This window comes from Anaerosporobacter faecicola (genome assembly GCF_012070565.1).
Taxonomy (GTDB): Bacteria; Bacillota; Clostridia; order Lachnospirales; family Lachnospiraceae; genus Anaerosporobacter; species Anaerosporobacter faecicola.
Window position 1 is genome coordinate 34,134 of the sequence record NZ_JAAQRO010000003.1, and the last position, 26,276, is coordinate 60,409.

Consider the following 26,276-nt stretch of genomic DNA (forward strand, 5'->3'; position numbering starts at 1 on the left):
AGATGTGCAACATGCCAGAATGGTTAGCAGGAAGAATTGAACTAGGAAAGCTTGCTTACAATGAAGTAGTAGCTAAGTATCCAGAGTTTAAGAAGGTTATAGATACACAACTAAGTGATGATAATTATATTGTCAATGTAGATGGTACAGTAACAAAAAATTAGGAGCCGTTGAGGCTCCTATGAAAAAGGGGGAGGTTTATGAAATATAATCTATATAAAAAAGGTTATTAGCTTCTTTCGATGAATTAATAATAACAATAAAATGTGTAGGAACTATGGAACGTTGATGAATATTATGTGAACGTTCTGCAAACAATTTGAGCCGAATGGCAATTTTTATTGTGATACCGCAGCGAGGAAAGGAAAGAAAAACTATGAATAGAACAGGAGTTTATGCAGTACAAGGAGCAATTTCAACGGTAATAGCTGCAATCAGTGCAAAGTTAGGAATATTATTCTATGTGCTAAGTATTTTTGCATTTGTTATGGTAATAGATTTTATATCAGGAATGGCAGCATCGAAGAAAGAGTCAATTGAAAATCCAGAAGATTTGACAAAAGGCTGGAGTAGTAAAAGGGGGATGTTAGGTATCTTCAAGAAGTTTGCCTACATACTTGTCGTGTTAGTGGCAATTGTTATCGATTATATTATTTTTAAGATAGCAGCTACACTTAACATAAACATGCCTACAACAACGTTCTTTGGGTTATTAGTAACAGTTTGGTTTATTCTCAATGAATTATTATCGATTATAGAAAATGCAGGACGTATGGGGGCAGAAGGAATACCAGACTTCCTTATTGATGCAATTGTAGTATTAAAGGGAAAAGTCGAGAAGAAAGGGGCTGAAGAGAATGAAAATAAGCAATAGAGGATTAGATTTAATTAAACAATTCGAAGGCTGTAGATTGAAGGCATACAGATGCCCTGCAGGTGTTCTTACTATAGGTTATGGCCATACTCGAGGAGTATATGAAGGGCAAACAATTACTAATGTTCAAGCAACTACATATCTTAAGAATGACGTTATAAAATTTGAAAGGGCAGTAAATGACCTGGTAAAAGTAAGAATAACTCAAAATATGTTTGATTCTCTAGTAAGCTTTGTATATAACTTAGGACCAGGAGCATTGAAGAATAGCACCTTATTAAAATTGTTAAATTGTGAAGATTATGTAAAATCATCTTTAGAATTTGCAAAATGGAATAAAGCTGGTGGTAAGGTACTATCAGGGCTGGTTAAGAGAAGATCACTAGAAAAGAAGTTATTTATCGAAGACATGTATTTAGTTCCAGATAAGAAAGTTAACAAGAAATCTTGCAAATTGGAAATTATGTGGTTACAGACGAAACTTAATGAAGTAAGCAATGCGAATCTAGTGGTTGATGGAATCTACGGAGAAATGACAAGGCAAGCTGTGTTAGATTATTGGACGAGTCTAGGGTGGAATAAAGAAAGTAAATCTGACGGTTGGACAGTAGGAGAAAAGACAATCAATAAGTTGTGTGTATAAATAAAAGAAGAAGTATGCAATACTAAGAATAATACTAAGCAATTGTCACCGATTTGTCACCCAAATTAAGAAAATGATAAAAACTAATAAATTATTTTATGTAATAATAAATACAGAACAATCTGTGTTAAGCATGATATATTAAGGGGTTTAAAAAGAAAAAAGAAATGAAAAAAATCGTTAAATTAAATAATATTAGATTTGGTAACAACCCAATGGTTGGTATGACAGTTGCTGTTGCTGTTTCTGTTGAAGAAGCTGCTAAGGCTGGTAAGTTCTAATTCACGATATAAAATCGAGAAGTGTAATAGATTGTCATAATTAAATAATGATTATATACGAAAAACACGTTATATTGTTGAAAGACTGTATAACGTGTTTTTTTGTATAATATAAAACTTTAGGAAAAGGAGAAAATAGTAATAAAATAGCATATTATACAAAGCTATAAAGTGATATGATAAAAATGTGAGAGTAAAAGTAATGGGACAACCAGTATATAGCAAATGTAGTGTTAACCAACACCGGAGATAATGTGTTGAGGAAGAGAGTGTAAAGGGGTACTGGTCTGGGAGAAAACATATTGCTACTATTTAAGGTAGCGTGAAGTCGATACAAAGAGGAGTAGTTTTACCAGATACAAAAGAATCGGAAATTGGGGAATGACCTCGAATCTTATATTGCGTATTCCTATGGTATAATTAATTTTGAAATCTTGGATCGCAGGGAAGGAGGTAAACGATGTTAAATAAATATCGTAAATTAATGAAATCAATAGCTTTGTTTTGTATCCTTTCTTTAGTGATAGTATTGGTTACGAGTCACGAAATCAACGCAACTTCAAAACCTACCAAGGGTGTTGATATGAACGGCAATACATGGACATATAACAAGAAGACAAAAACATTAACATTTATGGGAACTAAGGATTTGGAAGAAAATCGAATGGACGGACATAGTTCGGAAACAGATTGGTTCTGCTGGGGTGAGGAAGTAGAGCATGTAGTAATAAAAGAGGGGATAACGGGTTTGCGTGGTGGAAATTTTGATTCCTTTACTGAACTGAAAACAGTTGTATTACCAGATACAGTTACATACATTGGGGATATGACCTTTTTTTCTTGTATAAATTTGAAAAAAATAACAATGTCAAAAAGTATTGAAATAATAGGCGATTTTACATTTGATGGTTGTGAAACATTAAAAGAAATAAAACTATCAAGTAAAGTAAAAGAGATCAGAATGGGAGCGTTTAGTAATTGTAGTAGTATTGTAGAAATTAATATACCGAATAGTGTAAAAAAAATTGGTGGTTCAGCCTTCAGTAACTGTACGGAATTAAAGACTATTAAGTTATCAAAAAATATTAAAAAAATAGAGGAATATCTATTCTATGGATGTAAGAATTTATCGAAGGTCACTATCCCTAATTCCGTGACAACAATCTATGCAGGAGCATTTCAAGAATCGGGAATCAAGCAGATTACAATACCTAAAAATGTAAAATATATAAAAAAAGGTGAATATGGAGAGGGATTATTCGAAGGGTGCAAGAACCTAAATAAAATCATAGTTAAAAGCAAAAAGATAAAAAGTTGCTTCAAAGGGGCGTTCAAAGGCATCAATAAGAAAGTTATTATTCAGGTTCCAGAAAGTAAATTGAAATCATATAAATCAATGTTTCAGAAGAATGGTTTAAGCAAAAAAGTAAAGATAAAAGCAATTACCTAAATTATTATAATAGAATACAGATTATAGTAGAAACACGTTATATTGTTGAAAGACAGTATAGCGTGTTTTTGGTTATTCAGAAGAAGACATTAATTGCATGTAAAGAAAAAGAAGAAATAGTAAATAATAAGGTATGAAGTCCCGGTATTTATGTCATAAGTAGCTACCCCTTATAAGAAATCCAGTATAATTTGACAAGGAAAACGAAGTAATGTATATTGTACACTAGAATAAACTAGAAAATGTAATAATGTAACATAAAATGCTAATGCTAAAATAACAAAATCCAATGCAGTTAGTGAAATAATGTATTATGAGAGGGAATAAAGAATGGAAAAGGATAAGAAAAAGGATAGAAAAAATTTTTCAGTACTTGATTATCTATCTGGGGTATATCGAGTATCGAAAGTACATACACTGTTAATCTTGTTTTGTTATATTTGGAGCGGTTTCTATCCTAGTATCCTTGTGATAATTACAACAAGATTACTTGATCATGGAATGGAGATTGTTAAGAGCAATCAAAACTTTGAGCAATTATTCCTGCTGCTCATTCCATATATCATAGTTATGATATTTAACTACGGAATGATGAATATAAAAAAATATGCGATAAAATCACAGGAGATTTCCCTACATACGACCATTAATCTTCAAGTTGTAACGAAAAAAGCTTCTGTACAGTATCAGCTAATAGAAAAAACAGAAATACAAGATTTGTTTCAAAGAATAACAGAAAACCCGGCTAAGAATTTTCAAGAGGGATTTATGAATATCTTAGATCTATTCACGTATGTAATACAGGCGTTGAGTATCTTTTGCATTGTATTTCTTAAGACGCCGATTACTGCGTGTCTATTCTTTCTTATTGCAATACCAATCCTATATGTTGCTGTAAAATGCGGACAATATGATTACGATGTATATGGAGAAACTGGGAAACATATGAGAAATATAAGGTACGAGCAGAGTATGATGACTGGTAGGGACCAAGCAGAAGAACGGGAGTTATTCTCTTATACAGACAAGATGAATCGTATGTGGAATCTGGAATATCAGAAAGTGACCCAGTTAATCTCTCGAGCGACCATAATAATCATGGCAAAGATAAAAGTAGCCAATATACTTGCGATTCTAGTACAGGTTATATTAATTCTTCTATTATTACCAGCAATCAAAACGAATACAATTACGGTTGGTATCTTTATTAGTTTAGTAAAAGCAGAAAATGATATGGTACAGAAGATTACATGGCAATTAGCTGGTGAGATTAGAGAATTTAGAAAGAAACAAATGTTTATGAAAGATTATAATGCATTAATGCATTTGGAGGAAGATGTAAACTGTCTGACGGCTAAAGAACAAAACGTTTGTAAAAGTAGTTTACATACAATTGAATTTCAGCATGTATCGTTTCAATACCCAGGTCAAGATAACTACGTTATTCGTGATTTGAGTTTTGAATTGAAATCAGGCTATAAGTATGCTTTGGTTGGAAGCAATGGTGGAGGGAAGACCACAATCATAAAATTATTAGTGGGAATGTATGATGATTATGAAGGGAAAATTCTAATCAATGGGGTAGAAAGAAGAGAACTGGATTACCAAACGTTGAAATCGTATTTTTCTATATTGTTTCAAGACTTTGCGCGCTATCAAATCTCAATAAGAGAGAATGTAACATTGGGAAATAAGGATTCCAATGATAAACGCATCAATCGAATAATTGAAGATGCGGAATTAGCACCTTTCATACATAGGCTAGAAAATGGTTATGATACACAACTAGGAAAATTAGAGGAGAATGGAGTTGACTTATCAGGTGGGGAATGGCAGAAGATAGCCATTGCCAGATGTTTATTCAGTGATTCGCCTATTCTGATTCTTGATGAACCAACAGCCGCTTTGGATCCACTAAGTGAGGTGTCCTTTAATAACGTAATGAATAAGATACCCGAGGATAAGTTAGCTATTATCATTACCCATCGTCTATCTACCGTACAATATACAGATGAAGCAATGGTATTGCGAAATGGACGGATCTGTGAGCAGGGAAGTCATCAGAGTCTGTTAGAACAGCAATCGGTGTATAGAGAGATGTATGAAACGCAAAGGAGTTGGTATAGTGGGCACAACAGGTAAGAAAAAAAGAAAATATAAGTCAATCGTTTATTTACTGAAAAGGTTACTACCATATATGTATCAATCTTCTAAAGTAATGTTTCTTGTTAATTATGTAGCTGCATTTATGGATGGAGTTTTGGGAGCACTCGTCATAGTATATCTACAAAAGTTATTTACGGTTGTGCTACGTCTATACTCCCATGAAACAAATTATAGCTTGATGCTACAATACGTATTCATTTTTTTACTAATTAAGGTTGGTAATGAAATCTTTAATGGCGTATATAATACCTTAGGTGAGATACTAGCGACAAAAGCGGAACAATATCTAGGAGATAAGATTAATAAGAAATGTAGCAAGCTGGAATTAATTCAATTTCAAGAAAGTACAGTCCTTGATCAAATAACAAAATCATACGAAGGTGCTGCAATCGGAAGAAATTTTACGAATACATTTCTTACCATGCTATTTTTGTATGTACCGTATTATGTTATATTGGGAATCTATATGTTTCGTCTGAAACCAATATTATTACTAATCTTTGTATTCCTATTCCTACCTGAAATCGCTTCCCAGATTATAAAATCAAAAATCTACTGTGATATGGAAGATGAGATTGCGCCATACAAAAGACGTTGTACAACCTATTCTTCTTATATTACGGGGAAAGATTCATTTATAGAAACAAGAGTATCAGGAGCTTTTCCATTCTTTCGAAAGAAATTAGAAGAAAGTATGAAGTGTTTTAATACGGTTTCTTTGCATAGTTTTAAGAAAGCCTATAGGATCAATGCACTGATGCAATCCCTTACCTTGTTTGGATATATTGCAGTTATCATACTATTATTCGATCAATTAGCGAAAGGAAACATTGATATTAGTATGTTTGGTGGTATCTTCTGTTCGATCGATAGTATATATGAAGCAACAGAAGATATGATCAATGAAACAATCAACTATTCTATGGAATTGCGTGGGAAAATTGAGAACTTTTTGCGATTCTTAGATTTACCAGAGAAGAAGAAGGCAAGTGTGGTTTTACAAAAACATGGAGATATCGAGATTAAGAATGTTTCCTTTCAATATCCGAATACCAATCAATACGCAATAAAAGATTTAACTTGTACGATATATGCTGGTGAAACAGTTGCAATCGTAGGAGAGAATGGTTCTGGTAAAAGTACCTTAGCGAAATTACTGATTGGTCTATATAGCCCCAAGAATGGAACGATAAATCATAACGGTATCAATATAGAAGAGTGTACGAAAGAATCTCTATACAACAATACATCTGCTGTATTCCAGAATTTCGGTAAGTATAAACTTTCATTGAAAGATAATATCTTACTCAGCGATTATCAGCAAGAGTTTGAAAAGAAGGAAGAAGGAATTACGGAAGAAGATACGGAAGAGCATAATAGAGAAATGAAGGAAAAACTTAAGGAAGAAAATAAAGAAGAAAATATGGAATGGAAGAATAAAAAAAATACGGAAGAAAATATAGAAAAGTTGTTAGCAAAAGTGGATCTGAAAATGAATACAAAATCATTCCCGGATGGAATCAACACGGTCTTATCCAAAGAATTCGGTGGTGTTGATCTGTCAGGAGGACAGTGGCAAAGAATCGCAATCGCGCGTGGAATGAATCGACATCATGAATTGATCTTACTTGATGAACCAACATCTGCAATTGATGCAATAGAAGAAAAACATATATACAATTATTTTATGAAATTATGTAAGGGAAAAACAGCGATACTGATCACGCATCGCTTAGCTTCTGTTAAAATGGTTGACAGGATACTTGTAATGAGCCAGGGAAAAATTATTGGAGTTGGAAACCATGAGGAGTTATTAGATTCATGTGCGGAATACCGGAATATGTGGAATGCACAGGCAGGGCAGTATAACGGATAATTATGTAATAAGTCGCATTGACATGTATAGATGCTTGAATTATGATGCGAACTAAGATGGAAAAAATGTAGGAAGTTATATTATAGCTACGAAGGAGCGTATTCTAAGAAAATAATAAAGAGGAATAAAGACAAGGGCTGCATTCGATTTATGCAGCCCTTGTTTTATGTATCTTTATAAGAGACTCCCCATCATCGTATCTACAAAAGGGTATCACGTCTGGTTTCGTCTCATGAAATGACCTTTCCCCTTGCCATCATAAGTATAGAAAAGAGAAAAAATAAAACAATGAAGCTTTAAAAAAAACAATATTCTATGATGAATTAAAAATAAAAATAATATATACTTAAAAAAGATTAAAAAATAAAATAACCTAAAATTAAAAATAACTTAAAATAAAGTAAAAAATAAAAGATTATTGACGGTTTATGTATTTACACGAATCGTGTGCAGTACAAGGAAGGTTATACGGGGGGAAATTGTAAGGATAGATAACCATATTAATAGGAATTGGTTTTCTATAGAGGTAGTAAAAACTATATTAAGAAGAAAGAAGGGTGTTTGTGAGAAGGAAAGAGGTAAAAAGTGGGGCTTATGGAAGTAAAATTGTTACTGAATTTGTAAAAAACAACAAAATGTTGCGTAAGAGGTTACAGGCAATTATGTTAGCTTTCTGTGTAACGGTAACTTCAGTCAATTTGCCTTCCATTCCTGTAAGTGCGGAAGACACGCAAGAGAATGTCGTAAAGTCCTGGAGTTTTGATACGGATGTACAAGGTTGGGAGTATGCGGCAGGTTGGGAGTATAAGTATCAGGGTGCAAGCAATTCAAATGTTACTTTTGATGATGAAATGTTGAAGGTTGATCTTGATTACAGCGCAGATGTAGGGGAAGGTTATAGTAAAGCGGTCATTAAGCATTGGGAATCTGGTCTGTTATTAGAAGGAGTGAATAAAGCCGAGTGGGACCTTTATTATAATCCAAGCTCCATGTCAACAGGAAGTTTTAACATGGAAGTATATACAGATCATGGTAGTGCCAGTAGTGCAATTGATTTTAGTAAGGCTACCAAGATTAGTGAGGATTACTATAAACTCCATGTATCAATGAATTTTGCGGAGCCTTTAGAAGGGGCAACTTATGATCAAGTGGCAATACAAGTAATCGGGTCGAATACGGATTTTAAGGGAAGTTTCTGGTTTGATAATATTGTATTATCAGAAGTTTCAGAGAGTGATTACGATGTAACAATCTTGAAGAGTTGGCCATTTGCAACAGATGAAGAAGGTTGGGAGTATGGTACTGGTTGGGAATATCAGTATGATGGTACAAGCAATTCAAGTGTTAGTTTTGATACAGATAAATTAAAAGTAGTGGTTGATTATTCGGGTAATGTGACTTCTTCTTGGAGCCAGATTGCGGTTACCCATTATGAAGAGGGGATGTCATTAAAAGGTCTTAATAATGCAGACCTTGATTTCTATTATGATACCGCTTGTATGACTACGGGGGGATTTTCTATCAAGATTTATACAAATGATGGAGATGCAACACTACAATTAGATCTATCTCAAGGAGAATTGGTTGAGGGTACTATATATAAGTTACCGGTGAATATCGCGTTTGCGAATGAAATAACCAGTGAAACATTAGATCAAGTAGCGTTACAAATTATTGGGGTGAATACAGATTATAAAGGAGCACTTTGGTTAGATAATATCGTATTATCACAAAAAACTTCAAAAGAAGACAATTATGTGGATGCAACAGTAGTAGCTACAGGAGGTGCGAATCAAGTCAATGTCAATAGCGGGAATCTTGTAACAACGAAAGCAAATGGGGAACAGGAGACGACAGTACTTCCTACAGAAATCAGTTTGGTGGACAAAGATGCAAGCAACGCGGTAAAACAGACATACGCCTATCTGAAAGCAATGGGCGAAACAGACAATGTAATATTTGGTCATCAGAATGATACCCATCACAAAGCGGGATCAAACACATTATCTGATTCAGATACGTATGATGTCACAGGTTCCTATGCAGGTGTAATTGGCATGGATACCCTTTCTTTGACCTCCAATGAATATAGTGCAAAGCGGTACAATGAGGAAATTGCTTCGAAAGAAGGGGTAGAACTACTACCAGAGACAGCAGCAGGAAATGTAAAAGCGGCAGCAACACTTACGAATCGAAATATCGAGAAAGGTGCGATTATAACGCTATCTTCGCATATGCCTAATTTCTCAATCGTGGACAGAACGAATGAATTATATGATGGAGTACATACCTATTCGCAATATGATTTTAGCGGATATTCACCGAATGTTTTAACGGGAGAGGTAATGAATCAAATCCTTCCTGGTGGGACGTATAATGAGGTATTTACTGCATATCTTGATATGATTGCTGATTATGCGAGCCAAGTGAATGGTGCAATCTTATTCCGACCATTTCATGAAAATACGGGTAGTTGGTTCTGGTGGGGAGCTGCATTTTGTGATCCACAAACCTACAAGAATGTCTATCGTTATACGGTAGAATATTTACGAGATGAGAAGAATATTCATAATGTAATCTATGTATATAGTCCTGGCTCGGAAGCCTCTACCTTAGATGAGTTTGCTGTCCGATATCCTGGAGATGCTTATGTAGATATGATTGGGTTTGATATGTATAATACAGATCCGACAGCAGATGGTAAATGGTTTGTTCAATTCGAGAATCAATTACAATTGGTGAACCAATTCGCAACAATGCATAATAAGATATTTGCAGTAACAGAAGTTGGTGTTGCTTCTAGCACGAAAGATCAAGGAGATAATCAGACTGCATTACATAAAACAGGTAATCAAGATCTGGAATGGTATCAAAAATTAATGAATGTGGTTGATCAATCAGATGCCGCTTACTTTTTAGTATGGGCTAATTTTGGAGTAAAAGACGGATACTATACGCCATATGTTGCATCTGTAAATGAGGACGGTACATTACATGGACATGAGATGCTTGATCAATTTATTAACTTCTTTAATGACAATCGAAGTGTCTTTTCTTGCAATCAAAAACAAGCATTGCAAGACTTGTCCAGTATACCAATTGTAGCTTCTGCAGCAATGACAAAGGCAACGGGATATATAACAGCGCCTGTTTCTAGTAGTCGAATCTTGGACGCTGTAACAATGACAGCAAGAGTTAATAATATAGCAGTTGAAGATTGCGTGCAATTTGTTCTCAAAGGGGAGAAAACCGTAACGGTAGAAGCCAATTCTATAGATGGTAGAGTGTACACAGGTGAATTGTCTAAGGAAATACTGGAGCAATTAGGAGAAAGCAATGGAGTGTTGCAACTGACCATAAATGATGAAACGGTTGATGAGATAATGCTTACCTATAATATTGAGCCTCCAGTAGAAGATCCATTCTTAATCGATGGATTTGAAAATTATTATGGTATGGATGCCATATTGAATAAAAAATGGACAACAAACAAAGCAAGTGGCTGTAATATAGCATTATCATTGGATACAGAGAAGAAAGCACACAATCTTGGTGAATACGGATTACAATTTTCATATACGGAAATAGAAGGCGGTTGGGCTGGAGCTACAATAGCAAAAGAGGTAGATTGGTCTTCCTGCAATGCCCTTCAATTCTATACAATACCGGATGGGCATAATCAATTGGTTGTAATTCAGATTACTGCCAATGATACGGTGTATGAAGTATATCTGAACCAATATAACGGGTACAAAAACCAAACAGAACCAATGTTAGTTACAATTCCTTTTACAGAATTTTGTAGTCGTGATGTAAGTGGTAAACCGAAAGGCGGTCTTGTTCAAGACTGTGGAAAAGTGGCATCATTTGGTTTGTGGGTAAATGCGATTGATGAATCCGAAGCAATGAAAGATGGTAACGTGTCTGGTACAATCTATTATGATACAATAACCGCAATTGAATCAGATGTAACGGAGCCACAATTCAAATTAGTAAAGAATGAATTGCCAAGTAATCCATCAGATTCCGGATCAGACAATACTTCCGGAAACAGTACAGGGAATGAAGCAGTCGATCAAGACAGAATAGAGGATGAACCAACTGCTACGGAATTAACGGTTAGCATTATTCCGAAAGCAGAATTGAAGGACTCAAAACTTCAAACATTAGTAGAGGAATTGTTGCAAAAGGATAAGAAGGCGCAATATATCGTAACACAGGTTAATGGCACAGCTACCGCAGAAAGTAAGACAGTGCTTGTAGATGTTGCTTCAACAATGGGTGCAAAACCTGGCGATAAAGTATACATATATGGATATAATAGTGAGGATGTTACACTAGAAAATATGAATAAGACGACATATACCGTTGATGCGAATGGAAAGATTGCATTTACCGCGTACCATGATCAAGAGTATGTTATCTTAAGTTGCAAGGTGAAAGGTGAAAAGGTTGTACCTAGAGCAAAACAAGCCATTGTACAAAAATCATGTAGTATAGAAAAAGGAACAAAGATGTATCTGTTGCCAATCATAAAGAGTGAATATAAGGCAAAGATTACATACAAATCAAGTAATAAGAAGATAGTAACGGTTAATAATTGTGGAGTTATTGTTGGTAAGAAAGCAGGAAAAGCGACAATTACTACATATATTAAAATCGGAAAGGTAAAGGGGGCGTATAAAACGGTCGTTACAGTAAAAGAAAATTAAATGAAAACAAATAGGTAATCTGTTTTCAGCCCCCCTAGTTAATTTTATAAGTAAAATCAATAACCACACCAATTATATTCGATGGTGTGGTTATTTTATGTGCGCCTGGCGTTGCACGACACGAAGGGATGAAAGTTCCGAATCCGCCCTAGTGGGAGAAAGGATACAGCCAACTTCTGGGGTTAAATAATAGCAATGATAAAATATGTATGAAGATGTACAAAATAACAAAAAAAGGGTAAATATGTAATATGCCGCATTGACATGCAAAAATGATTGTACTATGATGCTAATAGAATATGTAAAAAATGGAGGAAAAAGTTCATATCATGGGTAGAAGGAAAACACAGTATCTATTTCGGATTAATTCATCACCGGAGGAAATCAATCAGATCTTCCAGAATTACTTAAAGGCAAATGGTTTTCAGTATGAGGAAAAGCAAAATGCAAACTACTATATTCTAAAGAATTATCTAACAGGTCATCGAGGATTTGAGTATTATATATATGGAAATATGGTTACAGTCTACGCGTATTTAGGTAAATTCGAAAAGCCGTATTCTTTAGATGGATTTGTAAGTAAAATACCAAAGCAAGCATATAAGAATTCACTAGAGACATTATTTTTAGAGTTAAAAAAATATGAAAATCAGCAGACGTTACAAAATCAATATTCACAAGATCAATATGTACAAGGGCAGTATATGCAAGGGCAATATGCGCAAGGGCAATATACACAAGGCCAATATGTGCAAGGGCAATATGAGCAAGACCAATATACGCAAGGTCAATATGTGCAAGACCAATATACGCAAGGGCAATATACACAAGGGCAATATACACAAGGGCAATATACACAAGGCCAATATACACAAGGCCAATATGAGCAAGACCAATATACACAAGGGCAATATACACAAGGGCAATATACACAAGACCAATATGCACAAGATCAATACATAAAAAGACAATACACACAAAATCACTACCAACAAGATTTTTCGCTAGATAATTCGCTAAAAACTTTCGTAGAGAATAATACGAAATCGAAAGAAAAATTAGCCACGATAGGATTTATCTTTTCGATATTTGGCTTACTATTATCATTTACAGGAGTAAGCTATGGTGTAATAATTCTAATAATTGAGGTCTATTGTGGAGTACAAGGGCTGAAAACAAGTAATAGAAATATTGCTATTGCTACAATCGTTTTGGTTATAATCAGTTTGCTTATATTCGTATGGAAGATAATTAAGTATGTTAATTTTGCAATTTTGTAAGGATGATGTATATGGATAGTATTATTTTCGATGCTTTTAAACCAGACAGAGTTTGACGATAATTCTACACCTATGTTATAGTGATACTATATCATTCATTACACAAGAGGAGGTGCTTTTATGTTAGATCAGTTGTTATACATTAAGAAAGCAAATATGAATAAAGATCAACTCTATGCAGCACAGAACATATAGAATATAGCGATTCGATGCATAGAGCGATCCTTTGAATCGCAAGAATATGACTGTGTTGCACTCTAATAGAAGACTACTATATTAGAGGGAGTGACTGTTATGTCATATGTGAATGCTAAAGAGATTTTTCCAGAGGAACTTTTGATTGAGATACGAAAATATTTTCGGAATGGATTATTATATATTCCACGATCGGAAGAAGAACAACGTGAACGGGGAGAGAATATGCGACCATTATTAGCGTTGGAAGAACGAAATCTGGAGATTAAGCAGAAAAAGAAAGCTGGATATAGAATTGAGGAATTGATGGAAGAGTATCATCTATCTTATGATTCCATTAAAAGAATTGTATATAGGCGTACATAAAAAGAAAAGGAGGAGCAGCGTAACAGCAGCCCTCCTTTTTTGTGCTATCCATATTTAAAATTAGGATGACACTAGACAACGTAGTGGAGAAAACGTATAACTATTGTATAGTAAGAAAACAGGGGATATATAAGGAGGAATTACGATAATGAAGAAAATATGGGAACTAAAGAGAGTAGAATATGAAGAAAAAGAGATATTAAGAAATCTGTTGGAAAAATACGATTATGAGTTTTCCCAATGGAATAATGTTGGGGTGAATAAACTTGGTTTATATGGATATGAATATCTGGATTGTTACTGGACAGAAGAAAATCGCCATCCATTCTTTATCTTAGTGGATCAACAACTAGCTGGATTTGTTATGGTAAATGATTATCCAGAAGCAGAAGATGTACCAGTAGATCATGTTATTGCAGAGTTTTTTGTTATGTTCAAGTATAGAAGATTAGGCATTGGAAAAGAAGTTGCTTATGCGATATTCGATATGTTTCCAGGAAAATGGCAGTTAAAGAGACATCCGAAGAATATTGGTTCTGTTAAGTTTTGGAATACAGTAGTAGATACCTATACCAACGGAAATTATCGATTAGTGGAAGGATATCCAGGTGCAGAGTATGAGGATGGAACATTGGGGGATATCTTCTTCTTTGATAATAAGAAAGACTAAGTAGATTTACTCTTATCGTTTTGTTTTGAAATCATACAGATTTCATCCATTTATGAAGAACGTTATTAATGATAGTAACTCAAACTACGCAGTTCATTGCTGCCCTGAAGGGGTATCCTAAGGCATTTTCAGCAATTAATATATCTCCACTTTGATTCCAATGTACTATTTTTCTAATATCGACTTTTCCGGCAAAAAACCATTAAAAAAGTGCAAAACTCCTCGCAAGCTCGTCAAACAGTTGCACTTTTTTGGTGAAAGCCAGAAAACTCGACATAAGAAAAATATGCACATTTCCATAGGCGTTTCGATATATTAATTGCTGAAAACGCCTTTATATGATAGGTTTACGACAGCAATTGAACTGCGAAGTTTGAGATAGTAAGGTAAACTAGAGATTAGTAGGAGGACATATAATGAAAGAGATAGATTGTAATAAAGAAGCATGGGGATTGTTATCACAGGATCATTATGCAACTTTCTTGAATCGATATCAGAAGGGAGCGTATCAGCTCAATTCTATTATACAAAAGGAGTTAGGAAATGTTACAGGAAAACGTATCATACATTTACAATGTAATACAGGTGCGGATACGATTCAATTGGCGAAAATGGGAGCAAGTGAAGTTGTTGGGGTGGATTTGGTACCAGACAATGTGGTTTATGCCAAGAAGTTAGCAAAAGAGCTGGGTGTAAATCAAGCACAATTCATTGAATCGGATATCATGAAGTTATCTGAATTACATATGGGACAATATGACATCGTATTTACTTCAGAGGGAGTATTAGGGTGGCTTCCTGATCTTGATGTCTGGGCTAATACGATATCTCATTTATTGAGTGAAGATGGATTTTTCTATATCTTTGATTCGCATCCCTTCTTTTTGTCATTCGATGAGAGCAAGTTAGGAAAGAATGTGACAGAGATTAAGTATCCGTATTTCGGAAAGGAACCAGATGAATCGGAAGAAATCGGAGGATATGCATCAGAAGTCAAGGAGGGTGCCAAGAATTACTTTTGGATGCATACCGTATCGGACATCATCAATGCTTTGACAAGAGCAGGATTACACGTAGAATTTTTCAATGAATACCCAGAAAATTATTATAATATTGGGGATATGGATGAGATAAAAGGCACAGGATTATATGAATATGTCCAAAATAAAGATAAGTATCCGATTTCATTTAGCTTGAAAGCATCGATTTATCATAATAGGAAATAAATTTTTTTTCTTTGCAACCTTTTGCCTTGGTGAAAAGTATTCTTAGTATAAAACAAAAACTTATAAGTTTAGTTTATCAATATGAACTATGAAATCACAAGGAAAAGGAGAATAGATATATGAAAGTAAATAAGTATAGGAACAAGGTGTTATGTCTGACACTTGCAACAGTAATGGCGTTATCTGGTTGTGGAGAGAAGAAACAAGATCCTAGGTCAGAGAATCAAACGCCTGTAACAACAGATGGTAATGAAACAGCCACGATGGATAATACCGTGTTGCTTTCTTCATTGAGAGAAAAGTATGGTGCTACGGAATCGGAATATGCAGATGATATCCTGTATGTGGATCGTTCCCAGAGTATACAGATTCCAATTGGATTTGATCCTTTTTACCGAAGAAATATAGAATCGTCTTGTATTTATTTTATTATGAGGAACTGTCTGTTCGAGAAATAGGGGAAGTTACCAAACAAAAGGAATCTACCGTGAAATCACAATTATCAAGAGCTCGTGTACTACTGAAGAAGGAGCTGGAGGGGAAAGAGATTTTATAACGATATCTGAAGGGGTGAAATAAGTGAAGCATACAATTAAGAATTCGTTTGACCAGATTCATGCACCAAAGGAACTGATACAGGAAACGAAACGAATGATTCATGATACGGAACAAATCCAAAAGAGAAAGAAAGAGAACACCATTCGTAAAACAACCATAGGAATATTAGCAACTGCTGCAAGTCTGGCTGTTTTGCTTGTTGGAACCAATGTGTTCAAGGAGAAAAATACGTCCAGCCAACCGTTAGGGCAAAGTGGAGTCAATGTTGCAAATCAGGATACAACAGATGAATTCAAGGTTGAACGGACAAAAACCGAAGCAGAATGGAAGGAATATCTACAACAGATCGATACAGAAACGAACCAAGAGATTGCATTAACCGATGCATATACGGTATGCTTAATTCCATTTGTTAAAGAAGGAATGGATTATCATATAGAGATACAGTTGAAAGAGGGAATCTTACTTATACAGAATCAGGAAGAACGTGTAACGGGAGAGTTTTATTGTGTGATTTATGAGGGGAGTCGCATTATAGAAGAAGAGAAACTGTCGCAGTTAACATCAAAGCAGTTTACGAAGCAACCTATGGAACCAATTGTAGAAGCAAAGGTTGAGGAGGAAACTGTTACATTTGTTTTAGAGAATGTATTGGAAAATGGAGAAACCGAACAAATCGCATTTCAACTTGATTCGGAATGGAAAATTACACAAACCATTATGAACTGATGGGATTCGTTTCTGATGTATACAAATGTGTGGAACTAAAAGGCAACTGTTTTGCTGAGATGCAACGTCAATAATGCGGAAACCTTCGCAATCGCTGAGATGCAACGTCAACAAAGCGGAAACCTCCGCAATTCACGTGTTATCATAACCAAATGTGTATAAAAAAACAATTTTCATTAAATAGCGTATAAGAGAACATAAGATGTTTCTTTCGATTGCTATTTATGAAAATTGTTTTTTATTTTATATCTTGTTCAGAACCCTTTCATTATAGGAATTATTACTGTACAGTTACCATTCCTTTTAGAATTTCAAGAGCTTTTACTTTAACCATTTGCTGAACGGAATACCCCGTACCATATTGTTTGATTTGGTTGTTGTAATCCTCTTCGGTTGCTCCCTTACCAAGCATATATTCCTTGTAATCATCAACAGTTACAGTAACGCCTTCTTTTTCAAGAATTGCTTGGTAAATCAAGTTTGCTTTTGCAGTTTCCTTTGCAGCAGAACGTAATTGCTTATCATAGTCTACTTCTGACATACCGATATATTCGGTAAAGCTCTTATTCGCATAATCTGGACTCATTGCAGCGAAGTAAGATTTCATTGATTCGTAATAGTTGTAATCAGAATTCTTCATTGTCGCAGCTAATTGACTTAAATATTTCTTTGGATAAGATTTTACTGTTGTTTCTTTTACTAAGTAATCAGAAAGCCATTTATCAAGATTTGTATTGTAGTTTGTATCTTTTAAGTATGTTTTATATTCTTCTACAGTTGAAGCATAATCCGATAGATATTCCTTAACGAATGCATCTGTAAATTCTGGTTTGACATAGAGACCATTAATGGTAACTTGGAAAACAGCGTCTTTACCAGCTAAAGTAGGATCATTGCTGTAATCATCAGGGAAAGTTACATTAACAGTAACCGCATCCCCAGCTTTGTGGCCAATTAATTGTTGTTCGAAATCATCGATGAATGTACCACTACCGATTGTAAGATCGGAACCTTCTCCTTTGGAATTACCACCTTCGAATTCAACACCATCTACGGTTCCTACAAAGTCAATATTTACTTTATCTCCATCTGCAATAGCAGTTGTTGTTTTTTTATCTAAAGTTTTGTGTTGTTCCAATTGTGATTGAATATCGGATTCTACAGATTCGTCTGTATATTCAACATCACTTAATGGAACGGTAATTCCCGTATAGTCACAAAGATCAATTGCCTCAGTAGCAGTAACCCCATCAATAAAACCATTATCAGCAATGTATTTGCTATAGTCATCACTTGCTACAATCTTGGTAGCATTACGGTAAATCTTATATCCAACATAAGAACCAACTCCAGCTATAATAGCTACAACAACGACAATCCCCAATATCTTGTTAATCTTTTTCTGTCTTTTCTGATGAGCAATCTCTTTTTGTCTTTGTAATTTCCTTTGTTTACTTAAGCTCATAGAAGAATCAATTGTTTGTTTCTCTTGTTTCATGTTAACCTCTTTCTGTTCGCAATGAACTTTATTTCTTACCATTCCTTTCTAAACAGCTGAACTTGTCCATTCTATCCTTCCATTGTATTGTCTGTATAGAATATATCAAAGAGCAAAGTTTGACACTTAACCAGTATTTCATCTGAGCAGGAATAGTTTACTAATTCTATTTTAATGAACTACTTTCCTATTGTAAACAAAAATTATGTTTTATTTGTGAAAAATAATGATTCGAGCGTAAAAAGTTATTTTGACGGTCTTTGAATATAATGATAAACTAGTTGTAATTATTTATAGCCACGCAAATACCTACTTAGGTTCGGGTGTCAAAAGCCCTTATTTATGTTGAGGTCCGTCAATTTGCACAAATTAAGTTTGACTAACATATAATACAGGACATAGTTCACTCCGGGCACGCTCTCGCCCCGCTGAAGTTCGTAGTGGTACATAAGGCTCTAAAGTACAGAGCCAAAGCACCAACGACTTCATACAGTTGCTCATCAAACTATGTCCTGTATTACATGAGATTAACTAGTGTTTGTGCAAATTAACGAAAGAAAGTTTTACTTAGGGAAAACGGTATGTGAGTAATTTGATTTATCATTCTAATAGGAAAAGAGGAGAATACGGTGATCAAGAATGTAATCTTAGATATTGGAAATGTCCTAATGGCCTTCTGTTGGGAGAAGTATTATCATAGTTTTGGATATTCCGATGAAGTATTTGAAAAGTTAGCGAAAGCAACAGTATTAAGTTCAACATGGAATGAGTTTGATAAAGGAGTATTAACACCAGACGAATTACTGCATGAATTCATAAAAAATGATCCTTCTGTAGAGAAGGAGATACGTCAAGTGTATGCGAATATAAACCCAACGGTAGAGTTGTATTCCTATACACTAGATTGGATTCGACATTTGAAAAAAACAGGGTATAAAGTATATATCTTATCGAATTTTAGTGAAAAATTACATGAAGAATGTGACAAACTTGATTTCCTAAAAGAAGTAGATGGGTACATCCTTTCCTATCAGGTGAAGCTAATTAAACCAGATGACAGAATCTATCAGCTGTTACTAGAACGGTATGACCTCGTACCTGAGGAATGTGTATTTCTTGATGATCGGTTAGTGAATATAGAAGCAGCAAGGAAAAATGGGATTCATGGTATTGTATTTACCACATATGAAGAGGCACTGCAGATGTTAGCCAAGCTTGGTGTAGAAACTCGTTGACAAAAATAGAGGCACTTGCTATTATTAAGTTAATTAGGGCAAAGGCGTTCTTATATGAATTCCTATGCCCTATTTACATATGTAGACAAAAAAATACTTGGAAATGAACATAATAGAGGATTCATACGCAGGGCAAATGATACGTTTGACCTTGGCATCATCATTTAAATTCGTAAATATGGAAAGGAAGAGGACGTTACAATGAGTAAGTATACGAAGCAGGATATTATTGAACTGGTAGAAGAAGAGGATGTGGAGTTTATTCGTCTTCAGTTTACGGACATTTATGGTACGTTAAAGAATATGGCTGTAACCACAAGCCAATTAGAAAAAATTTTGAATAACCAATGCAAATTTGATGGAGCAGCGATTGAAGGATTTACAAGTAATGATAAATCAGACCTATATCTCCATCCTGTATTGGATACATTTGAGATTTTTCCTTGGAGACCACAGCAAGGAAAAGTAGCTCGTTTTTTGTGTGATGTATATCATAAAGATGGAACACCATTTGAAGGTGACAGCCGCTTTGTATTGAAGAAGATCACACAACAGGCAGAAGAGATGGGATATTCTTTTGATATTGGTTCGGAGTGCGAATTCTATCTCTTCCAGGCAGAAGAAGACGGAAGTCCATCTACAAAGACAGAGGAAAAAGGTGGCTTTTTTGATATAGGACCAATTGATCGGGGAGAAAATGTTCGTAGAGAAATTGTATTAACATTAGAAGATATGGGATTCGAAGTAGAGGCCTCATACCATGAAGCAGGTGCTTCCCAACATCAAATTGATTTCCGTTATGATAGTGCATTAAATGCAGCAGATAATATTATGACATTCCGTATGGTTGTACGAATTATTGCAAAACGTCATGGTTTACATGCAACATTTATGCCAAAACCATTGAATGATTCGAAGGGATCAGGGATGAATGTTGTATTATCCATTCTCAAAGATGGAAAGAATATATTCGAAACGTCTGATGAAGCAGGGGAGTTATGTGAGGAAGCAAAATGGTTCATCGCTGGAATCTTAAAACATAATTCTGCGATTACAGCAATAGCCAATCCAATTATTAATTCTTATAAACGTCTGGTTCCCAATTATAATGTACCAGCATACAATGGTTGGTCGGTGCATAACCGTAATGCAAGTATCAGAGTACCAAATGATTTTGATGAAAACAGTAAGGTTGAACTTCGTTCTCCAGATTCTTCAGCCAATCCATATCTGGTCTTCGCATTGTATCTTGCAGCAGGATTAGAGGGGGTTCGAACAAAAGCGCAAATGCCTGAATCCTTACCAGATGATACAATTAAGAAGGAAGAGGATAACCGGACGATAAAGAGATTACCAAAAACATTAATTGATAGCATAGAAGCCCTGGAACAGGATACATTTATACAAAGTGTTTTAGGAAAACAGATTGCAGAGAAATTCATTGAAGCAAAGAAAAGGGAATGGAGCGATTATTGTTCTCAGGTGTCTGCGTGGGAAGTAGAGCAATATCTATATCGCATCTAACCAGACAACCGGAATTCTATAATGGCGAAATGCCGGTTGTTAGGTTGGAGGTGAGACAAACATATGATGAATATTATAATTGCATTTCCTAAGATTGACGACGCAAAAGTGATCAAGAATGTTCTTGTTCGAAATGGGCATGAAATCGATGCAATTTGCACAACAGGTGCACAAGTAATAGCTACCGCCAATGAACTGGATGGCGGAATCGTGATTAGTGCATATCGATTTACCGATATGTTCTATAGCGATCTACATAATTATCTTCCAAAAGGGTTTGAAATGTTATTGGTTGCTTCCCCAACAAAATTCGAAGATTGTATGAATAATGATATTGTTTGTCTAGGAAAACCAATTAAGACGCAAGATTTACTTAATACACTTCAGATGATGACATATAATTATACGAGAAGAAGAAAGCGATTAAGAGAGAAACCAAAGCAGAGAACACAAGAAGAAAAACAAGTGATTGAAAAAGCAAAAATGGTACTTATGGACCGTAATAATATGACAGAAGAAGAAGCACATCGTTACATTCAGAAAACGAGCATGGATAATGGTACGAATATCGTAGAGACAGCACAGATGATCTTGTGTCTGATGTAGATGATTGTTAGCTTAATTGATACATAAGGGATAAAAAGGTTTATACAAAAAGTGGATTATTCATTTAATATGAAATAATCCACTTTTTGTATATTAATAATAACAAAACACTACAAAATGTGTAAATTTTACCAAAAACTCAAGCCGTGCTAAGAAAACGCTAAGAAAATATAACAATATACGCATAATATTGTCTATATAATCAAGAAATGGTAAAATATTAATATATAATTTATTAATTCAGAATAATAATGGAAATTATGTTTGATTTTGCAGCATATTAATACAATTTACAAAATTTGTGGTAGCAGAAAAGACAAAGCGAGTTGTATTAACTTAAAGGGCAAATACCTTTTGCTCCTTACTTTAAGAAAAAATTCAAACAAAGGAGAAGGAAATGAACAATTTAAAAGTGAGAACAAAAGTTTTATTACTATCAGGAGCATTAATTGGGGTTACGATTTTTATGTGTGTGTTAGCAATCCTTAATATTAAGCAAGATATTGCTAGATCTTTATCGCTTCTTAAAACGACGATGTATGAGAATTACGATAAGAATATTAAAGAGCAGGTAAATACAGCGATTGGAGTTATAGAAGCAATTTATGATGAATACCAAGAGGGAGAATTCACTGAAGAGGAGGCAAAACAAATAGCAGCGGATATCGTTCGTACATTGCGATATGGGGAAGATGGATATTTCTGGATTGATACTTTTGAAGGAATTAATGTGGTCTCTTTAGAAAGGGAAATAGAAGGGACCAGTCGTATGGAAGTTGTTGATGTGAATGGTTTTCATATGGGAAAAGAAATTATTACAATTGGACAGCAACCAGATGGTGGATTCACAGATTACTGGTTTCCGAGAGAAGGGGAGACAGAAGCTTCTCCAAAACGATCCTATAGCAAGGCATTCGAGCCATTTAAATGGGTAGTGGGTACAGGAAACTATACAGATGATATAGAATCGATTCTTGCTGAAAAACGTTTGGAACAAGGAAAGCAAGTAAATGATATGGTAGTGCAGATGATGATTATTCTTATCGTTGTTATTATTATTAATATATTAATAACAGTAAGGTTATCCACGCGGCTAGATGCTTCATTTCGAAGTGTTTGCACTTATCTTCAACAAGTTGCAATGGGGGATTTTACAGCAAAACTACCTAAGAATATTCAAAATAGAAAAGATGATTTTGGTGTTTTAGTTAAGGAATTAGAGAATATGAAATATTCGGTTCATCAATTAATTCAGCAAACCAATATAGAAGCGGACCGAATTCTTGAAGTGGTAGAACAAGTGAATGAGGGCGTTAACCAGTTGAATAGTAATTTGGAAGACGTATCAGCTACTACAGAAGAACTGGCAGCCGGTATGGAAGAAACATCAGCGGCATCGCAAGAAATGATCCATGCATCAAATGCCATTGATTCAGCTACAAATATAATTGCAAATAAATCAATAGAAGGCTCTAAATTAGCCAGTGAGATTTACAAAAAAGCAAACTCCACCAAGGAAGAAGTGGAAGAAGCGCAAAAGACAGCTAGCGATATGCGATATGTTATAGGGCAGAAATTACAGGAAGCATTAGAAAATGTCAAGGTTGTGGAGGAAATTCAATTGTTATCAGAATCCATCATGGCAATTACAGGTCAGACGAATCTGTTGGCGCTCAATGCAGCAATTGAAGCAGCAAGAGCGGGAGAAGCAGGTCGAGGTTTTTCTGTTGTAGCCGATGAGATTCGGAATCTTGCGGAACAATCTAAGAATACGGTTGCAAGAATCCAGGAAGTAACAGAAGAAGTTACTTTTGCTGTAGAAAATCTATCGGAGAGCGCAACAAAATTATTAGATTTTGTATCAACAAAAGTGACAATGGATTACAATAGATTCGGTAATGTAGCTGATGAGTATAACAAAGATGCCAATGCAGTAAATAGCCTATTCAACAATTTTAGTACGACTGCAAAAGAACTAAAGGATTCCATTGAGAATGTTATCCATGCAATCAATGAAGTTTCCCAAGCAGCTGATCAGGGAGCAGTGGGAACAAGTGATATTGCCTCGAAGATAATGGAGGTTACGAATGAATCGGTAGAATTGAGAAATCAGGTTAATATTACGAAGGAAAGTAGTCTACGTTTACAAAGCGAAATTGGTAAATTCAAATTATAGACGGATACCTCTGGTTATGCGAAATACGAATTGTATCTATTCATTTACTGAAATCACATTGCATTAATAAGTTTTTTAGAGTAAAATAACAGAAAATAAATGGATAGTACAGTTTGTAGGAGGTAACATCATGTTTAAAATTAATGAGAATTATTTAAAATTACCTGGTAGTTATTTGTTTTCCACAATTGGAAAAAAAGTAAGAACATATAAAGCAGAAAATCCAGAAAAAGAAATCATCAGTTTGGGAATTGGTGATGTTACATTACCATTAGCACCAGCAGTAATCAATCGTATGCATGCAGCAGTAGATGAAATGTCACAAAAAGAAACATTTAAAGGATATGCACCAGATCTTGGATACGAGTTCTTAAGAGAGGCAATCATTAAGAACGATTACGAAACACGTGGTGTTAAGATTGCAATGGACGAAATCTTCATTAGTGATGGAGCAAAGAGTGATTCTGGTAACATTGGAGATATCTTCGCTGTTGACAATAAGATTGCTGTATGTGACCCTGTATACCCTGTATATGTGGATACCAATGCAATGGCAGGCAGAACAGGTGAATATCTACAAGATCAGGCAAAATGGAGTAATGTAATCTATATGCCTTGTACGGCAGAGACGAATTTTGCACCTGAATTACCAAAAGAGGAACCAGATATTATCTACCTATGTTTCCCTAATAACCCTACAGGTTCTACGATCAACAAAAAAGAACTACAAAAATGGGTGGATTATGCATTAAAAGTAGGTGCTGTAATTATTTATGATGCGGCATATGAAGCGTATATCTCAGAGGAAGATGTACCTCACACCATCTACGAATGTGATGGAGCTAAAGCATGTGCTATTGAATTAAGAAGTTTTTCAAAGAATGCAGGATTTACTGGAACAAGACTTGGCTTTACGGTTATTCCAAAAGAGCTAAAATCTGGGGATGTTACATTGAATAGCTTATGGGCAAGACGTCATGGAACCAAATTCAATGGAGCTCCTTATATTATTCAAGCTGCAGGAGCGGCTGTTTATACAGAAGAAGGTAAGAAACAGACGAAAGAACAGATTGCTTATTACATGAACAATGCAAGATTGATTCGTGAAGAATTAAGTAAGATGGGATATTCCGTATCTGGTGGTGTGAATGCCCCATATATCTGGTTAAAAACACCAAATCAAATGACATCTTGGGATTTCTTTGATCAATTATTACATGAAGCAAATGTTGTAGGTACACCAGGTTCTGGATTTGGACCAAGTGGAGAAGGATACTTCCGACTCACAGCTTTTGGTTCTTATGAGAATACAGTAGAAGCTTTGAATAGAATGAAGAGACTGTAATAGATTGGGCTGGAAAAAGCCCACATTTAATTTGAAGTCCTTCAAACATAGCTTAATTATTTCATACAGATTGATTCATATGAGAACTCTCCTGAGGATACAAGAGGAACGATATCTATCGTTTACTTACGTATCTTGGGAGAGTTTTTTTGCGCTGGTTGTATCGCTTCTTCTCAAAGTATGTTCGCTACTTTTCAAGTACAAGTCATCGTGGTAGAATAGGTTGACAAAAGATCAATTTTTATAAAGGTAAAATAATATAGGAGGATAAAGTAGTGGAATATACAGGAAAAGACAAGATTCGCTTTGCTACGGTTGATGATGCAGCAGCAATCCTTGCCGTATACGCACCATACATCAGACAAACAACCATCACTTACGAATATGAGGTTCCAACGGTTGAAGAATTCCGTACACGAATGCAGGAGATCCTTTCCTTCTTTCCTTATCTTGTTTATGAAGAAGAAGGGCGGATTGTGGGGTATGCCTATGCATCGAAGCATCATGAACGTGCTGCATTTATGTGGGGGGCAGAGATTTCAATTTATGTAGAGGGGACTCATCATGGAAATGGAATCGCCGGTTTGCTTTACGATCAGATGATGGAATATCTCTATAAGCAAGGAATCTATAAAGTATATGCTTTGATTGACTCCCCTAATGAAAAAAGTGAACAATTTCATAAAAAACGAGGCTTTCAAGAAATTGGCTGTCTTCCAAAGACCGCATATAAGTTAGGAAAATGGTGCGATCTGAAATACTATGAAAAAGATCTTCGTTCTTGTAAGGGGAAACCACAAGAACTACGATCCATTCATGAATTGTTAGGCAATTAAGTTTAAGGTATCAAATCGAAGCATTTGTGA

The 26,276-nt window shown here is 35.0% G+C and carries 21 protein-coding genes; 20 read left to right on the forward strand and 1 reads right to left on the reverse strand.

Features of this window, described 5'->3' with window-relative positions; translation table 11 throughout:
• Window positions 1-11: 11 nt before the first annotated feature.
• From HBB17_RS01585 to HBB17_RS01650, 14 genes are all read left to right on the forward strand, one after another.
• The gene (locus HBB17_RS01585; RefSeq protein ID WP_167955154.1) at window positions 12-164 is read left to right on the forward strand and encodes a hypothetical protein; all 153 of its coding nucleotides are present in this window, start codon (window positions 12-14) and stop codon (window positions 162-164) included.
• Window positions 165-376: 212 nt separating this feature from the next.
• Window positions 377-874, forward strand: a complete 498-nt coding sequence (locus HBB17_RS01590; protein WP_167955157.1) for a phage holin family protein — start codon at window positions 377-379, stop codon at window positions 872-874.
• A complete protein-coding gene (locus tag HBB17_RS01595; protein WP_167955159.1) occupies window positions 858-1,517 on the forward strand; it encodes a glycoside hydrolase family protein in 660 nt (219 codons plus the stop codon). The genes HBB17_RS01590 and HBB17_RS01595 overlap by 17 nt, the downstream gene beginning before the upstream one ends.
• 741 nt (window positions 1,518-2,258) lie before the next feature.
• Window positions 2,259-3,248 carry a leucine-rich repeat domain-containing protein gene (locus HBB17_RS01600; RefSeq protein ID WP_167955161.1) on the forward strand — a complete coding sequence of 330 codons (990 nt, stop codon included), beginning with the start codon at window positions 2,259-2,261 and terminating at the stop codon, window positions 3,246-3,248.
• Between the two features lie 330 nt (window positions 3,249-3,578).
• Window positions 3,579-5,390 (forward strand): ABC transporter ATP-binding protein, encoded by a 1,812-nt coding sequence (locus HBB17_RS01605; RefSeq protein WP_167955163.1) that lies wholly within the window; start codon window positions 3,579-3,581, stop codon window positions 5,388-5,390.
• Window positions 5,350-7,290, forward strand: coding sequence for an ABC transporter ATP-binding protein (locus HBB17_RS01610; RefSeq protein ID WP_167955165.1), 1,941 nt, complete (start codon window positions 5,350-5,352; stop codon window positions 7,288-7,290). The genes HBB17_RS01605 and HBB17_RS01610 overlap by 41 nt, the downstream gene beginning before the upstream one ends.
• A gap of 563 nt (window positions 7,291-7,853) precedes the next feature.
• Window positions 7,854-12,002, forward strand: coding sequence for a glycosyl hydrolase (locus tag HBB17_RS01615; protein ID WP_167955167.1), 4,149 nt, complete (start codon window positions 7,854-7,856; stop codon window positions 12,000-12,002).
• Window positions 12,003-12,310: 308 nt separating this feature from the next.
• Window positions 12,311-13,282 carry a hypothetical protein gene (locus HBB17_RS01620; RefSeq protein WP_167955168.1) on the forward strand — a complete coding sequence of 324 codons (972 nt, stop codon included), beginning with the start codon at window positions 12,311-12,313 and terminating at the stop codon, window positions 13,280-13,282.
• A 294-nt stretch (window positions 13,283-13,576) separates the two neighbouring features.
• On the forward strand, window positions 13,577-13,843 hold the full coding sequence (locus tag HBB17_RS01625; protein ID WP_167955170.1) for a CD3324 family protein: 267 nt from the start codon (window positions 13,577-13,579) through the stop codon (window positions 13,841-13,843).
• Between the two features lie 148 nt (window positions 13,844-13,991).
• A complete protein-coding gene (locus HBB17_RS01630; RefSeq protein WP_167955172.1) occupies window positions 13,992-14,513 on the forward strand; it encodes a GNAT family N-acetyltransferase in 522 nt (173 codons plus the stop codon).
• Between the two features lie 416 nt (window positions 14,514-14,929).
• Window positions 14,930-15,739, forward strand: a complete 810-nt coding sequence (locus tag HBB17_RS01635; RefSeq protein WP_167955174.1) for a class I SAM-dependent methyltransferase — start codon at window positions 14,930-14,932, stop codon at window positions 15,737-15,739.
• Between the two features lie 119 nt (window positions 15,740-15,858).
• Complete coding sequence (locus HBB17_RS01640) at window positions 15,859-16,197, forward strand: hypothetical protein (RefSeq protein ID WP_167955176.1); 339 nt, start codon at window positions 15,859-15,861, stop codon at window positions 16,195-16,197.
• Entirely contained in the window at window positions 16,155-16,295 is a 141-nt protein-coding gene (locus HBB17_RS20730) for a sigma factor-like helix-turn-helix DNA-binding protein (RefSeq protein ID WP_238483649.1), read from the forward strand. The genes HBB17_RS01640 and HBB17_RS20730 overlap by 43 nt, the downstream gene beginning before the upstream one ends.
• A 23-nt stretch (window positions 16,296-16,318) precedes the next feature.
• Window positions 16,319-17,026, forward strand: coding sequence for a hypothetical protein (locus HBB17_RS01650; RefSeq protein ID WP_167955178.1), 708 nt, complete (start codon window positions 16,319-16,321; stop codon window positions 17,024-17,026).
• A gap of 280 nt (window positions 17,027-17,306) precedes the next feature.
• Here HBB17_RS01650 and HBB17_RS01655 read toward each other — a convergent pair whose 3' ends face one another.
• Window positions 17,307-18,566, reverse strand: coding sequence for an FKBP-type peptidyl-prolyl cis-trans isomerase (locus HBB17_RS01655; protein ID WP_167955180.1), 1,260 nt, complete (start codon window positions 18,564-18,566; stop codon window positions 17,307-17,309).
• Window positions 18,567-19,153: 587 nt separating this feature from the next.
• On the opposite strand from HBB17_RS01655, the gene HBB17_RS01660 reads away from it, so the two are divergent.
• The 6 genes from HBB17_RS01660 (at window position 19,154) to HBB17_RS01685 (ending at window position 26,246) form a co-directional block, all read left to right on the forward strand.
• A complete protein-coding gene (locus HBB17_RS01660; RefSeq protein ID WP_167955182.1) occupies window positions 19,154-19,759 on the forward strand; it encodes an HAD family hydrolase in 606 nt (201 codons plus the stop codon).
• 201 nt (window positions 19,760-19,960) lie between these two features.
• Entirely contained in the window at window positions 19,961-21,283 is a 1,323-nt protein-coding gene (glnA, locus tag HBB17_RS01665) for a type I glutamate--ammonia ligase (protein WP_167955184.1), read from the forward strand.
• Window positions 21,284-21,346: 63 nt separating this feature from the next.
• Window positions 21,347-21,889 (forward strand): ANTAR domain-containing response regulator, encoded by a 543-nt coding sequence (locus tag HBB17_RS01670; protein WP_167955186.1) that lies wholly within the window; start codon window positions 21,347-21,349, stop codon window positions 21,887-21,889.
• Between the two features lie 397 nt (window positions 21,890-22,286).
• Complete coding sequence (locus HBB17_RS01675; protein WP_167955188.1) at window positions 22,287-24,065, forward strand: methyl-accepting chemotaxis protein; 1,779 nt, start codon at window positions 22,287-22,289, stop codon at window positions 24,063-24,065.
• Between the two features lie 130 nt (window positions 24,066-24,195).
• Window positions 24,196-25,410 carry an LL-diaminopimelate aminotransferase gene (locus tag HBB17_RS01680; RefSeq protein ID WP_167955190.1) on the forward strand — a complete coding sequence of 405 codons (1,215 nt, stop codon included), beginning with the start codon at window positions 24,196-24,198 and terminating at the stop codon, window positions 25,408-25,410.
• Window positions 25,411-25,685: 275 nt separating this feature from the next.
• On the forward strand, window positions 25,686-26,246 hold the full coding sequence (locus HBB17_RS01685) for a GNAT family N-acetyltransferase (RefSeq protein WP_167955192.1): 561 nt from the start codon (window positions 25,686-25,688) through the stop codon (window positions 26,244-26,246).
• Window positions 26,247-26,276: the final 30 nt, after the last annotated feature.

Excerpts from the sequence above, each read along its gene's own strand:
- HBB17_RS01585 (WP_167955154.1), top strand. The coding sequence starts at position 12 with ATGCCAGAATGGTTAGCAGGAAGAATTGAACTAGGAAAGCTTGCTTAC.
- HBB17_RS01590 (WP_167955157.1), top strand. The coding sequence starts at position 377 with ATGAATAGAACAGGAGTTTATGCAGTACAAGGAGCAATTTCAACGGTA.
- HBB17_RS01595 (WP_167955159.1), top strand. The coding sequence starts at position 858 with ATGAAAATAAGCAATAGAGGATTAGATTTAATTAAACAATTCGAAGGC.
- HBB17_RS01600 (WP_167955161.1), top strand. The coding sequence starts at position 2,259 with ATGTTAAATAAATATCGTAAATTAATGAAATCAATAGCTTTGTTTTGT.
- HBB17_RS01605 (WP_167955163.1), top strand. The coding sequence starts at position 3,579 with ATGGAAAAGGATAAGAAAAAGGATAGAAAAAATTTTTCAGTACTTGAT.
- HBB17_RS01610 (WP_167955165.1), top strand. The coding sequence starts at position 5,350 with ATGAAACGCAAAGGAGTTGGTATAGTGGGCACAACAGGTAAGAAAAAA.
- HBB17_RS01620 (WP_167955168.1), top strand. The coding sequence starts at position 12,311 with ATGGAGGAAAAAGTTCATATCATGGGTAGAAGGAAAACACAGTATCTA.
- HBB17_RS01625 (WP_167955170.1), top strand. The coding sequence starts at position 13,577 with ATGTCATATGTGAATGCTAAAGAGATTTTTCCAGAGGAACTTTTGATT.
- HBB17_RS01630 (WP_167955172.1), top strand. The coding sequence starts at position 13,992 with ATGAAGAAAATATGGGAACTAAAGAGAGTAGAATATGAAGAAAAAGAG.
- HBB17_RS01635 (WP_167955174.1), top strand. The coding sequence starts at position 14,930 with ATGAAAGAGATAGATTGTAATAAAGAAGCATGGGGATTGTTATCACAG.
- HBB17_RS01640 (WP_167955176.1), top strand. The coding sequence starts at position 15,859 with ATGAAAGTAAATAAGTATAGGAACAAGGTGTTATGTCTGACACTTGCA.
- HBB17_RS01655 (WP_167955180.1), bottom strand. The coding sequence starts at position 18,566 with ATGGTAAGAAATAAAGTTCATTGCGAACAGAAAGAGGTTAACATGAAA.
- glnA (WP_167955184.1), top strand. The coding sequence starts at position 19,961 with ATGAGTAAGTATACGAAGCAGGATATTATTGAACTGGTAGAAGAAGAG.
- HBB17_RS01670 (WP_167955186.1), top strand. The coding sequence starts at position 21,347 with ATGATGAATATTATAATTGCATTTCCTAAGATTGACGACGCAAAAGTG.
- HBB17_RS01675 (WP_167955188.1), top strand. The coding sequence starts at position 22,287 with ATGAACAATTTAAAAGTGAGAACAAAAGTTTTATTACTATCAGGAGCA.
- HBB17_RS01680 (WP_167955190.1), top strand. The coding sequence starts at position 24,196 with ATGTTTAAAATTAATGAGAATTATTTAAAATTACCTGGTAGTTATTTG.